This window comes from Haloferax marinisediminis (assembly GCF_009674585.1).
Lineage (GTDB): Archaea > Halobacteriota > Halobacteria > Halobacteriales > Haloferacaceae > Haloferax > Haloferax marinisediminis.
In genome coordinates, this window is the sequence record NZ_WKJP01000001.1 from 1,179,213 (window position 1) to 1,191,280 (window position 12,068).

The window sequence follows — 12,068 nt, forward strand, 5'->3', positions numbered from 1 at the left end:
CGCTACGCGAGTCCCAGTGCTGTCCCGTCAGACGACGAACGAATCGTCGGGAAGTAACTCGCGTTTGGTCTGTTTGGCTTCCGGCCCTTCGTCGACGAGCATCGGGTGGTCTGGCGGTCCAGAAAACCGGTCTGGGTCGGGTTCGACGGGTTCGAGCATCGTCGAGAACACGGGTCCGTTCCGCCCGATGGCGGAGACGATTCCCCCGTATTTTCGCTCCTCGAAGGGGACCTCGTCAGGGTTGGGGAACTGTTCTCGGACAGTCTGTGCGTACTCTCTGATGGCCTTCGCAGCCTGCTTCTGCGAGTACAGCCCCTCGTTGTAGTACCGTTCGGCGTACTTGTCGTCGAGTTCCTCCGTCGAGTGCTCCGGTGACTCGTAGACGAGCGATTTGGTCGTGGTGTGTCCGCTCGCGAACCGGATGTTGACGGTGACGCAGTTCGGATACCGAAGGATGATGGGGAAGAACATCGTGTCCGTAATCGTCGCGTACTGCTGCATCCGCCACAGTCCCTCGAAGTAGTAGGCCGTCAACGCGCCGACGTGGTCGTCGCGCTCCCCGCGTTGGTACGCCATCGCGGTCTCTTCGTAGTCGTCCCCGGCAAGCTGGCGACACCGCCGTTCGTAACTCGTTGCGATTCCTTCTAACTGCCGCTCGTGTGCCTCGAAAACCGAGATGTCGGGGTCAGAGAGCATGTCCGCTTTCAGCTCCTGGGCCTCCGCGACAGTCATCATGTTCTCGTAGAACAGCCGTTCTGTCTCCTCGTCGGGCAGCGGAACCAAGTCTGCCTTCCCGAAGAGGACGTCCATCGAGCCGCCGAATCGGTCCCGCTGTCCACTCATGTGCCTGTTCGTTGACTGTGAAGTGAGATTAATTCACTGGTAACCCACTGGAGACGCTCTGAGTAGACGACACAGCACACGATTCACCGAGCGTGTCACACAGTTCCCACACTCGACTCCCAGTCGTCGTCCGGTTTCGTCGACAACTGGCGGATTCGAGCGTTCCTCTCGGGAGTCGGGCGTTCGGTTCGGTGGTGCGTCGGTCGATGTGTCTCTTTGGTCGAGAGAGTGGCCTCGGCACTCATAGGGCTCCGCATCACCGAGTGCCTAGTTCGGTTCGGAACGGTGCCGTCGTCATCGGCCACCTGAAATTCGCCCGGCATCCGAGTAATCACCATCGGTCTCTGATTGGCTGTGGCGAAAAAGGAGGAGTTCCCGACCCGCTCAGTCGAGGCGTTCTCTGGCGGCCGCAACCAGCAACGGGAGCATGATTGTCGCGTCGCCGAGGACCGTCGCGTTCCGAGCGTCTTTCTCCAACTTGCCCCACGAACGCGCTTCGTCGAGGGTCGCACCCGAGAGGCCACCCGTCGCCGCGGGGTCCATCGTAATCTGGACGCCGTAGTCGTACGCACCGGGCGTGACGAGCATCGTCTGGAGCGTGAAGTTCTTCGGGACGCCGCCGCCGACGAGGAGGCACCCGGCTTTGTCGGCGTCGTACGCGAGGTCGGTGAGCGGCGTCATGTCCGAAAGCGCGTCCAGCGAGAACGACGACGTCTGCGAGTACATCCACGCCTGCAGGCCGAGAACGGAGTCCTGCACTGCGGGGCAGTAGATGGGCACGTCAGATTCGTATGCTGCGGCGGCGACACCAGCATCCTCCTCGATACCCTCCGCGTCGTTGACTTCGCTGTTCGCACGGCCGAGTTCACGGCAGAGGCGCTCGATGCTGACGACCCCCTCTTCTTCGAGTGGTGGGAAGACTTCCTCGCGCAGGTGCGACTCGAATAGCGCGAAGTGTTCCTGTGGGAGGTAGACGTTGTAGATGCGGTCGACTTCCTCGTCACGGAGCGTCTCGTCGTGTTCGCGCGGCGTCTTCTCGTCGTGGTGTTCAGACCCGTGATGGTGCTTCCCGCCGATTGCCTCGATGGCGTCGTGGGTCAGGTTCGCGCCCGTCGTCACGAGGGCGTCGACGTAGCCGTCGCGGATGAGGTCGGAGACGATTTTGCGCATGCCCGTCGGCACCATCGCGCCGGCGAGTGACATGAAGACAGTGCAGTCCTCGTCGGCGAGCATCTCGGCGTAGATGTCGGCCGCTTCGTGGACGTCGGCCGCACCGATACCGGCGTGGCCGTACTGCTCGATGAGTTCGCCGACGGTCATGCCGCCGTGGACTTCGGCGTGGCCGAGTGGGTCGTGGCTGAACTCCTCGCGCTCCGGCATCTCGTAGCCGCCGTCGTGGTCGTGGCCGCCCTCGTCGTGGGCGTCGTCGTGGTCGCTCATGCGAGGGAGTGCGACGGCCGAGCGTTTGAACGCCCCGGTCCTGAGAGGCTATGCGGGGGGTTGGCAGACGCGACGACGAGACGGTAACCGACCCAGTCGGCAGCGAACTGTCGAATTACAATCCGGTCGGGTGACTGATGTACGCTGACTCCAGTCCGAGTTTCCCGGCCAGTTCGGCGAGGTTGCGAACGCCGAACGTCTCGGTCGCGTAGTGTCCGGCGAGGAACACTGAGATGCCCGCTTCACGCGCTTCGTGGTACACTTTCTGCTTCCCTTCGCCCGTGATGAGTGCGTCCACACCGGAGTCGATAGCTTCGTCCAACCAATCGACACCCGACCCGGTGACGATAGCCACGTCAGAAATCTCGTCGGGGCCGAAGTCGAAGACCTGTGTTCCCTCGTTCCCGTCCAGTTCGTCGAGCGCGTCGCGGAGTTCGTCGGTCGTCTTCGGCGACTCGAACGACCCCGACTGGCCGATGTGGACTGGGCCGAGCGACCCGAACGGCTCGCGGTTCGAGAGGCCGAGGTGGTCGGCGAGGCCAGCGGCGTTGCCCAGTTCCTGATGCCCATCGAGTGGGAGGTGAGAGACGTAGAGCGCGACGTCCTCACGAATCAGCGGTTCGATACGGTCGAAGTCCCGTCCGGTCAGGCGGTCGAGTCCGCCCCAGACGAGTCCGTGGTGGGTGACGAGGAGGTCAGCGTCGGCCTCGATAGCGGCCTCGATGGTCGCTTCGGCGGCGTCGACGGCGAACGCCACTGTCTCGACGGTTTTCTCGTCTGGTCCGACCTGTAGTCCGTTCGCACTGGCGTCTACGTCGGCGAACTCGTCGGTTGCGAGTTGCTCGTCGAATCGCGCGACGACATCGGTGAGCTTCATACAGGCCAGTAGTGACTCGATGACTTGTAAGAAACGGGATGGTGACTGACTCGCCCCGTGCGTGACGGCGGACTCGCAGCGTAGACGATTGCCGGCCGAATCCGAGGACGGTCAGTCCTGCGCGGCGGCGTGGGAGAAGACGAACTCTCGCAGCAACTTCGCCGCGAGCGATGCGGCCTGCCCGTCGTCTCTGTCGTTGACTTCGACCACGTCGAAGCCGTCTGTGTACGGGGCGACTGCCCGGACGACGTCACGCATCTCACGCGAGGTGAGGCCGAACGGCTCTTTCGTACCTGTTCCGGGCGCGAACGCCGGGTCGGCGGCGTCGATATCGACGCTCAAATACACCGACTCGTCGTCGAAGTCTGGTTCCCAGTCGGGCACGTCTTCGGGCGCGACGACGGTCACGTCGTCGGCGTCGGCGCGTTCCCACTCGTCGGGTGACCCGGTGCGAGCGCCGAGGATGACTGCTTCGTCCACGCCGAGTTCGTCGAGGACGCGACGCGTAATCGTCGCGTGACTCCACTCGTTGCCGTCGTACTCGCGTCTGAGGTCGAGGTGTGCGTCGAGACAGACGAACACGTCCGGTTCGACGCCCTCGACGCCTGCGGCGGTGACGGTGTGTTCGCCACCGAGGACGATGGGGACGGCGTCGTCCCAGACGGCGTCGCGGACGCTCCCGGCGAGCCAATCGATGTACTCGGGTGCGTCGTCCCACGCGCGGACGTCTCCCGCGTCGTGGACAGCTACCTCTGTGAAGAATAGGTCGGTACGCCGGTCGTAGTCGTCGAACGACTCGGCGAACCGACGGATGCGGTTCGGTCCGAACCGCGTCCCTGGTTGGAAGGACGTAGAGATGTCGAGCGGGGCACCGAGAAGTACGTACGCTGCGACCTCACGGTCTGCGATTGCCCCGGGAAACATCTCTCGTGTCCCCGTTTAGACGATCTTGCGCTGACCCTCGAATTCGAGGTACTCGATCTCGTCTTCGGGGTTGAGGTCTTCGTCGTCAGGGATGCGCATCGTGAACGTCTGGTAGGTTTCGAGGTCCATGATCTGGGCGTCGTCACCGGTGACCGAGACGACCTGACCCTGCTTTCGCTCGATGATTGGGACCCAAACCTTCGCGTCGACGGGCTGGGAGAGCGAACGCTTCTTGCCGTCGAAGACGCCACGGGCCTCGACACGGGCCTTGGCGCTGCCGTGCTTACCGGGCTTTGCGGTACTGTAGGCGTAGATTTTGCACGGCTTGTCGTCCATGTTGACGTAGCTTCCTTCTTGGAGCTCGCGCACCTGCTTCTGCTCTTTCGCCATGTTCACTCGTTATCGGATGGAAGGTATAAACAGTTTGGAACCGCTCTCGCACGGGAATCCTTCACGTAGACCCGCCAAACACGCCGATTGGCATCTCCGCGACCATCAGGCGTCGTCGACGGTGTCGGCCTCCGCCATCGACGGGTCGAACCACGTGCCTTGGGCGTCACGACGACCAAGACTCCCGAGTGCTCCCGACGCGACGTTCGGCAACGAGAGCGCCAACATGAGTGCGGTCGTGAGTTCGCCGGGTGACTCGAACAGCGGGATGAGGTACTGAAACGGAAAGAGAATCGGCGTCCGGTTGAGGAACGTGAGGAGGACCGAGACAGGCATCAAGACACATCCCCAGACGACGCCCGCCATCAACCCGTGCCAGCCACCGTCAGCAGGGTCTGTCCCGACGGTGTAGCCCGCGAGCGCACTTCCGGTGACACCGCCGACGAGCGTAAACTGACCCGTCATGGAGAAGACGAGTGCTTCAGTACACGCCGCGAGGCACACACCCGCCACCACCGGGCGCCACTGGGTCATGGCCAGAGGTGACACCACGGGTGCGCATAAAATTACGCGCCCGATTCTCAGCTTTGATTACTCTTCGCGGCGCTGTCGGAGGTTCTGCCTCGTGAACTGCGGCGTCGCCTTGATGCCCTTGCGCCCGCGGAACGACCGCCACAGGAGAATCACGACGAGCGCCGTGGGGACGCCTGCTGCGCCGACGGCGAGGAGGTTCTGTGGGTCCAGTGCGTAGATGATGACCGTCGAGACGAACCCGAACGAGAGGAAGATTCCGTAGATGAGTCGCTTCGCCAGTTTGTCGAGGACGCCTTTGTTGTCTTCGAGGCGGACGTTGACGGTCAGGTTTTCGCGGTCGGCCCTGTCGAGGACGCGTTCGAGTTTCGGCGGGACACGGAACAGCGACTGCGCGGTTTTCTGGGCCTGTTGGCCGACGCCTTTCGCCACTTTCTCGATACTCTCTTCGCGGTAACCCTGTTCTGTAAGGTAGTCGGTCGCGACTGCGATGAAGTCGAAGTCTGGGTCGAGCGTGACACAGACGCCTTCGACGACACCCGCGACGCGCAAGACGAGCGCGAGGTTTCGCGGGAGTCTGAGCGGGAACTCGTAGATGGTCGACTCCACCTGTTCGAGAATCTGATTCACCCGGTACTGTTCGATGTCGTCACCGCGAGCGTCGGCGATGGCGAGTTCCATCACGTCGCCCATCACCTGACGGTCGACGTTGGGGCTGAGCGTCCCCATCTCGATGAGCGTGTCGAGGATGCCGTCGACGTCCTGGTTGGCGACGGCGATGTAGAACTCCACAATCTTCTCTTGGATGAACGGGTCGACTTCGCCGTGCATCCCGAAGTCGTAGAAGATGATTCGCCCGTCGTCGGTCACAGACAGGTTCCCCGGGTGCGGGTCAGCGTGGAAGACGCCGTCTTGGACGATCATCTGCAGGTAGGTTCGCTGCAGGTTCGTCGCCAGTTCGGTCCGGTCGATACCGAGTTCGTCGAGTGCGGCGACGTTGTTTATCTTCGTCCCCGGGAGGTACTCCATCGTGAGTACACGGTCGTCAGAGCGCTCGTGGATGGGTTCCGGGATGACGAGGGTGTCGTCGTCCGCGAAGTTCTCCTGAATCTGCTCGAGCGTCGCTGCTTCTTCGTCGTAGTCCATCTCTTCGCGGATGGTCTTGGCGAACTCGTCGGCGAGGTTCTCCAGCGAGAAGGCGCGTCCCTGCCCGATGAACCGCATCAGGAGGGGAAGCGACCAGCGAATCACCCGAAGGTCGGCCTCGACGAGTTCTTCGATGCCGGGGCGACGAATCTTGACGGCGACTTTCTCGCCGTCGTACTCTGCCACGTACACCTGTCCGAGACTCGCGCCGCTTATCGGGTCGGTGTCGAACGAGTCGAACGCCTCGTCGACTGGGCCGAGCTCTGCTTCGAGGACGGCTTTCGACTCTTCCCACGGTGCGGGAGGCACGTCGTCCTGGAGACTGCCGAGGACGTCGATGTACTCCGGTGGGAGGATGTCGGGCCGTGTCGACAGCAGTTGGCCGAGTTTGATGAACGTCGGTCCGAGCGTCAGTAGTGACTCGAGGAGGATTTCGGCGCGTTCGACACGCATCTCTGACGAGACGCGGCGACCGCGACCGAAGAACAGGTACTTCCGCTTGTCGCGGGTGTACGCGACGATGAGCGGGAAGAACTGGTAGACGACGATGAGGAACCGCCAGTAGGAGCGGAGATTGACCAGCGTGACCACCTCGCCTCGTCAGGCGTTGTCGCCGGAATTATTCTGGCGGCCTGACGAGGTTTCCTCGTCATCGTCACCAGATTCTGTCTGGTGGGCAGACGAGCTCTGCTCGTCATCGTCGCCGGCGGTGATGGGAATGGTCCGCTTCGAGGTGGCCTCACGCTTGGGGAGGCGAACCTCGAGGACCCCGCGTTCCATCGATGCTTTGGCCTCGTCGGCGACTGCGTCCGGAGGCAGTGGGAGTTCGGCGTCGAGGAACAGTGGTCGCTCTTCGCGCACGTAATCGAACTCCGGCGAGAGTTGCTTGTCACGCCGCGCTTCGACGACCAATCGGCCTGTTTCGACTTTGAGGTCGGCAGTCTCGGCGGTCACGCCCGGGAGGTCGAGAACCAACAGGTACGACGTTTCGGACTCCAACAGGTCGGCGAACACCGCGTCCGGAAGTTCGGACAGCGCGTCGCGCAATGTTGACATGAACAACCATAGGGAGTCGGTGTCGAAAAAGCCGGCGGTCCTTCAGGGGGTGCGCGGGCGCGTGTGCCGGCAAATTCGGCCGCCTCCAGTGGGATGGTTCGGGCCCATTGGTCCCGATGGGGGGCCGACGCTTTTTGTTCCCGGCACCAAAGGACGGCCATGGAACACCACGACCGACGCACGGCCGGGTTCAAGGAACGAACTCGGCTTGCGGACGCCCGCGAGACACTCCTCGCGGCGGTCTCCCCACACGAACGGACTGAACGACTCCCGCTCGGCGAGGCCGACGGTCGGGCACTCGCTGACCCCGCCGTCGCACCCGCCGACGTTCCGGGCTACGACCGCGCCGCAATGGATGGATTTGCCGTCCGCGCCAGCGACACTTTCGGAGCCAGTCGCCGGTCACCAAACGTCCTCCGCGTCGCCGAAGAACCCGTCGCACCGGGCGAGGCCGTCCGCGTCCACACGGGAAGTGACCTCCCCGAGGGTGCCGACGCCGTGGTGATGGTCGAAGACACCGACCGCTTCGACGACGAACTCGAAGTGTTCGACGCCCTCGCAGAAGGCGAGAACGTCGGCGAACGCGGGGAAGACGTCCGCGAAGGCGACGCCCTGTTCGACGCGGGACACGAACTGCGCCCGTCTGACCTCGGCCTCCTCCGCTCTGTCGGCATCGAAGAGGTGTCCGTCTTCGAGCGCCCCCGCGTCGCCGTCATCCCGACGGGTGAGGAACTCGTCGACTCCGACCCCGGTCCCGGCGAAGTAATCGAGACGAACGGCTTGACCGTCTCGCGACTGGTCGAGCGCTGGGGCGGTGAAGCGAGCTACCGCGACATCGTCGTCGACGACCCCGACTTGCTCCGCGAGGCCGTCGAATCCGACCTCGACCACGACGTCATCGTCACGACCGGCGGGTCCTCCGTTGGCGAGCGAGACCTCATCCCGGAAGTCATCTCGGAGATTGGCGAGGTACTCGTCCACGGCGTCGCGCTCAAGCCCGGTCACCCGGTCGCCCTTGGTGTCGTCGAAGACACACCCGTCGTGATGTTGCCCGGCTATCCAGTCGCCTGCGTCGTCAACGCGTTCCAGTTCCTCCGGCCGGTGCTCAAACACGTCGGGTCGCTTCCGACGCATCCGTTCCCGACGGTCGACGCGACGCTCACGCGAAAGATTCCGAGTTCACCCGGGACGCGAACGTTCGCTCGTGTCCGTCTCGACGAGTCGGGTGACGAACCGACCGCCGAACCGACTCGGACGAGTGGGTCCGGTATCCTCTCCAGTGTCGCCCTCGCCGACGGCTGGGTCGAAGTTCCCGAAGAGAAAGAGGGGTACGAGGAAGGCGAAACTGTCTCTGTTGCCGGATGGGAGTGGTCTGCATGAGAAAACAGTTCCGCGACCTCGCATCTCCGGAGGAGGCCCGCGAAACCATCGCGTCGCTCGAACTGACCCCCGAGGTGGAGCGTGTCCCACTCTCCGATGCCCGCGGACGAATCCTCGCGGAGCGAGTCGACGCCGAGATAGACGTTCCCGGATTCGACCGTGCGAGCATGGACGGCTATGCAGTCCGCGCACGCGACACCTTCGGCGCGGACGAGGCAGACCCAGTCGAACTCGCCCTCGCAGGTGAGGTCCACGCGGGAGCCGAACCCGACGTCGAAGTCGAACCCGGAACGGCAGTCGAGATATCGACGGGCGCCGTCATGCCCCCCGGCGCAGATGCCGTCGTCATCGTCGAACGCACCGAAGAACGAGACGGGAATCTCGTCGTGTACAAAGCCGTCGCACCGGGCGACAGCGTGATGCCCGCCGGGACGGACATCGCGGCGGGTGCCCGAGCACTCGGCCCCGGAACTCGAATCACGCCGCGCGAAATCGGTCTCCTCTCAGCACTCGGCATCGACGACGTCCCCGTCCGTGGCGCACCCGTCGTCGGCATCGTCTCGACTGGCGACGAACTCGTCCGCCCCGGTGAGACCCTCCGACCCGAGGCAGGGCAAATCTACGACGTGAACTCCTACACCATCGCTGCGGGTGTCGAGGAGGCCGGCGGCGTCCCCAAACTCTACCCACACGCCGGCGACGATTACGACGAGATGGAGCGCCTCCTCCGTGAGGCCGCCGACGAGTGTGACCTCGTCCTCTCGTCGGGGTCAACCTCGGCGAGCGCCGTCGACGTCATCTACCGTGTCGTCGAAGAACGCGGAGAGTTACTCCTCCACGGCGTCTCTGTCAAGCCCGGCAAACCCATGCTGGTCGGGACACTCGGCGAAGGCAGCGCCTACATCGGTCTGCCGGGCTACCCGGTCTCTGCGCTCACGATTTTCCGAACGTTCGTCGCACCGGCTATCCGCGATGCTGCCGGCCGCGAGGAACCCCAGACTGCGACCGTCGAAGGGTCGATGGCCGTCCGTGAACGGTACGCCGAAGGTCGAACCCGGCTCATGCCGGTCGGACTGATTGCCGACGGCGACGGCGAGATGCTCGTCTACCCGGTCGACAAGGGGTCGGGCGCGACGACGAGTCTGGTCGAGGCAGACGGCGTGGTCGAAGTACCCGCAGACGTGGAGTACCTCGCCGAGGGTGAGACGGTCACGGTCCAACTCTTCTCGGTCGACGTTCGTCCGCCAGCACTGCTCGGTGTCGGCGAGGACGACCCGGCACTCTCGCGACTGCTCGACCGTGTCCCATCACCGCGGTACCTCGCAGTTGGGTCGCGCGAGGGACTTCGTCGACTCCGTGACGGTATCCCGGACGTGGTCGTCGTCGCTGGCGACGCTCGGTCCGACGGCAACGCGGTCGAACTCGGCTCGTGGACGCGTGAGTGGGGTCTCGTCGTCCCCACGGACAACCCCGCCGGCGTGACGGGACTTGGTGACCTCGTCGACGCGGACCTGCGGTTCATCAACCGAGACACGAATTCGGGACTCCGGACCGAACTCGGGAACGCCATCGCCACCCTCGCAGACGAACGCGGACAGACCCGGCACGAACTCGTCGAGGCAATCGACGGCTTCGACCGGGGAATGAAAGCGTTCGAAAGCCCTGCCCGTGCCGTCCTCGCCGGTCGAGCAGACGTTGGCCTCGGCCTTCGCGAGACGGCCGAGTCACTCGGCCTCGGCTTCGTGTCGCTCGGGACGCAACCGGTTCACGTCCTCGGGAACCCCGACCGAACCCAAAAAGAGAGCGTCCAACAGTTCGGTGAGATACTCGCCGACGGAGACGACGTCTTTGGAACGCTCAGCGGCTACGAGAGCAAATAGAGAAATTTCATATTTCTAAGATATTCTCTCCTGACCGAAATATAAACTCGGCGGAATGTTTTTTATCTGAGCAGTGAGTACGGAACAGCAATGAACCGTCCTCAGTCGGTCCTCCACGTCGACGATGACCCCGAAATGCTCGCCCTCTCCGCGGCGACGTTTCGGAATCTCGACGACGTCTGTCTTCTCACTGCTGAGACGGCGACGGAGGCCATCGAAGTCATCTCGAATCAGCGTGTCGACTGCGTGGTAAGTGACTCGCTGGTGTTACCCGACGGTGTCCCACTGGTCGAAGCAGTTCGCCACGCAGACGACGACGTCCCAATCGTCTTGTTCACTGCGAAAGATTGGAGTGAAGTCGCCGACCTTGCATCCGCAGCAGACGTGGACGAGTACGTCCAGAAGGCGGGTCCCGACGACTTCGCCACGGTCATTCGACACGTGAGTACACTCGTCGACGAGGGCGATTCGGACGGTGCACTGGCACAGAGCGCCTCCGCAGTCGCCCAGGCGCTCGACGACCACGCAAACGCCATCTCCGACGCGACGCTCAGTCTCGGCGAACAGTGGGACCTCGTCGGCCAGTGGATGGGTGAGGAAGAACTCGGTATCGTCGTCGTCGAAGCGATCGAATCGCACGCCGGACTGCCGGCTATCGAACAGCCACTGTACGAGTCAGTCGACGCCGACGCGCTCGAAGCGTTGCTCCGCCCAGTCCTCGAAGACGAGGAGCGACCCGGTATCGAGGTTCGGTTCCCGTACGGTGACTTCGAACTCGCGATCACGAGTACGGGCGACATCTTCGCCCGCCCAAAACCAGAGACGACGCTCTACTGAGCGGTCGGCACGTTCGAATCGTTCTAGTGCACGCTGTTTGATCCGCCGGTCGTCTGCAGCCGTCAGTCGTTACTTCGACCGAACGAGTTCGTCGAACGTCTGCACCCGGTACTCACCGAGGACGCACCGACCACGTTGTTCGGGGCCGTGTCGTTCGACGTGGATTCCGTCGAGTCCCGTGTTCCACGCCGCGCCGATGTCGCTCTCTCCGTCACCGGCGAGCACTCCCGACGTCCCACCGTCAGTCAGGAGTTCTCCCCCAAGTCCGAGCTGGGAGATGGCCCGCTTGACCGGTGCAGCGTCAGGTTTCCATCCAATCTCTTCGGTACAACAGACGACGGTGTCGAACCAGTCGCGGATGTCGAGGTGGTCCAACACGGGGTCGGTCAAGAACTGCTGACAGTGGGTGACGATACCCACCGGCCGGCCGGCAGCGTGAATCTCTTCGACGAGTCGGGCAGCGTCGTCGTGGAGGTACGTCGCCTCGGCGCGCTTCAGCGGGTCCTCTTCGCGGTGGAAGGCGGGCCAGAACTCGGTGGGGTCGACGCCCCACTCGCGGAGGGTCGGGTCGCGTGCTCCGCCGAGTCCGTGCCAGAGTATCTCTGCTTCCCGGTCGGTGAACTGGCGGCCTAACCGGTCGCCGACACGGTCGAACACGTCACGCGTGTACGACCACTCGGCATCGATGAGGGTCCCATCGAGGTCGAACAGCCAGAAATCGTAGTTATCGGCGACCATTCGGACAGTTATGTAGGTCTTCTGTA

At 63.6% G+C, this 12,068-nt stretch carries 12 protein-coding genes; 3 read left to right on the plus strand and 9 right to left on the minus strand.

Annotated features, from left to right (window positions below):
- Positions 1–27: 27 nt before the first annotated feature.
- The 8 genes from GJR98_RS06115 to GJR98_RS06150 form a co-directional block, all read right to left on the minus strand.
- Positions 28–843, minus strand: coding sequence for a hypothetical protein (locus GJR98_RS06115; protein WP_151136492.1), 816 nt, complete (start codon positions 841–843; stop codon positions 28–30).
- 384 nt (positions 844–1,227) lie between these two features.
- Positions 1,228–2,283, minus strand: a complete 1,056-nt coding sequence (locus tag GJR98_RS06120; RefSeq protein WP_151136495.1) for a deoxyhypusine synthase — start codon at positions 2,281–2,283, stop codon at positions 1,228–1,230.
- A 115-nt stretch (positions 2,284–2,398) separates the two neighbouring features.
- Positions 2,399–3,160 carry a Nif3-like dinuclear metal center hexameric protein gene (locus GJR98_RS06125; protein WP_151136497.1) on the minus strand — a complete coding sequence of 254 codons (762 nt, stop codon included), beginning with the start codon at positions 3,158–3,160 and terminating at the stop codon, positions 2,399–2,401.
- A gap of 111 nt (positions 3,161–3,271) precedes the next feature.
- Entirely contained in the window at positions 3,272–4,084 is an 813-nt protein-coding gene (gene speB, locus GJR98_RS06130) for an agmatinase (protein ID WP_151136499.1), read from the minus strand.
- Positions 4,085–4,099: 15 nt separating this feature from the next.
- Positions 4,100–4,474: a translation initiation factor IF-5A gene (locus GJR98_RS06135; protein ID WP_151136501.1), complete on the minus strand. Its 375-nt coding sequence runs from the start codon at positions 4,472–4,474 to the stop codon at positions 4,100–4,102.
- A gap of 105 nt (positions 4,475–4,579) precedes the next feature.
- Complete coding sequence (locus tag GJR98_RS06140) at positions 4,580–5,008, minus strand: DUF5518 domain-containing protein (protein WP_151136502.1); 429 nt, start codon at positions 5,006–5,008, stop codon at positions 4,580–4,582.
- Positions 5,009–5,065: 57 nt separating this feature from the next.
- Positions 5,066–6,742, minus strand: a complete 1,677-nt coding sequence (locus GJR98_RS06145) for an ABC1 kinase family protein (RefSeq protein ID WP_151136504.1) — start codon at positions 6,740–6,742, stop codon at positions 5,066–5,068.
- Positions 6,743–6,751: 9 nt separating this feature from the next.
- A complete protein-coding gene (locus GJR98_RS06150) occupies positions 6,752–7,207 on the minus strand; it encodes an Hsp20/alpha crystallin family protein (RefSeq protein WP_151136506.1) in 456 nt (151 codons plus the stop codon).
- 159 nt (positions 7,208–7,366) lie between these two features.
- Between GJR98_RS06150 and GJR98_RS06155 the strand changes: the two genes are divergently transcribed.
- The 3 genes from GJR98_RS06155 (at position 7,367) to GJR98_RS06165 (ending at position 11,304) form a co-directional block, all read left to right on the plus strand.
- Positions 7,367–8,587: a molybdopterin molybdotransferase MoeA gene (locus GJR98_RS06155; RefSeq protein ID WP_151136508.1), complete on the plus strand. Its 1,221-nt coding sequence runs from the start codon at positions 7,367–7,369 to the stop codon at positions 8,585–8,587.
- Entirely contained in the window at positions 8,584–10,467 is a 1,884-nt protein-coding gene (locus GJR98_RS06160; RefSeq protein ID WP_151136510.1) for a molybdopterin biosynthesis protein, read from the plus strand. The genes GJR98_RS06155 and GJR98_RS06160 overlap by 4 nt, the downstream gene beginning before the upstream one ends.
- Positions 10,468–10,557: 90 nt before the next feature.
- Entirely contained in the window at positions 10,558–11,304 is a 747-nt protein-coding gene (locus GJR98_RS06165) for a response regulator (protein WP_151136512.1), read from the plus strand.
- Positions 11,305–11,373: 69 nt separating this feature from the next.
- Here GJR98_RS06165 and GJR98_RS06170 read toward each other — a convergent pair whose 3' ends face one another.
- Positions 11,374–12,042, minus strand: coding sequence for an HAD family hydrolase (locus GJR98_RS06170; protein WP_151136514.1), 669 nt, complete (start codon positions 12,040–12,042; stop codon positions 11,374–11,376).
- Positions 12,043–12,068: the final 26 nt, after the last annotated feature.

Bases quoted from the DNA above. Each gene is read 5' to 3' on its own strand.
- GJR98_RS06150 (WP_151136506.1), bottom strand. From the start codon at position 7,207: ATGTCAACATTGCGCGACGCGCTGTCCGAACTTCCGGACGCGGTGTTC.
- GJR98_RS06120 (WP_151136495.1), bottom strand. From the start codon at position 2,283: ATGAGCGACCACGACGACGCCCACGACGAGGGCGGCCACGACCACGAC.
- GJR98_RS06155 (WP_151136508.1), top strand. From the start codon at position 7,367: ATGGAACACCACGACCGACGCACGGCCGGGTTCAAGGAACGAACTCGG.
- GJR98_RS06160 (WP_151136510.1), top strand. From the start codon at position 8,584: ATGAGAAAACAGTTCCGCGACCTCGCATCTCCGGAGGAGGCCCGCGAA.
- GJR98_RS06115 (WP_151136492.1), bottom strand. From the start codon at position 843: ATGAGTGGACAGCGGGACCGATTCGGCGGCTCGATGGACGTCCTCTTC.
- GJR98_RS06170 (WP_151136514.1), bottom strand. From the start codon at position 12,042: ATGGTCGCCGATAACTACGATTTCTGGCTGTTCGACCTCGATGGGACC.
- GJR98_RS06165 (WP_151136512.1), top strand. From the start codon at position 10,558: ATGAACCGTCCTCAGTCGGTCCTCCACGTCGACGATGACCCCGAAATG.
- GJR98_RS06140 (WP_151136502.1), bottom strand. From the start codon at position 5,008: ATGACCCAGTGGCGCCCGGTGGTGGCGGGTGTGTGCCTCGCGGCGTGT.
- speB (WP_151136499.1), bottom strand. From the start codon at position 4,084: ATGTTTCCCGGGGCAATCGCAGACCGTGAGGTCGCAGCGTACGTACTT.
- GJR98_RS06125 (WP_151136497.1), bottom strand. From the start codon at position 3,160: ATGAAGCTCACCGATGTCGTCGCGCGATTCGACGAGCAACTCGCAACC.
- GJR98_RS06135 (WP_151136501.1), bottom strand. From the start codon at position 4,474: ATGGCGAAAGAGCAGAAGCAGGTGCGCGAGCTCCAAGAAGGAAGCTAC.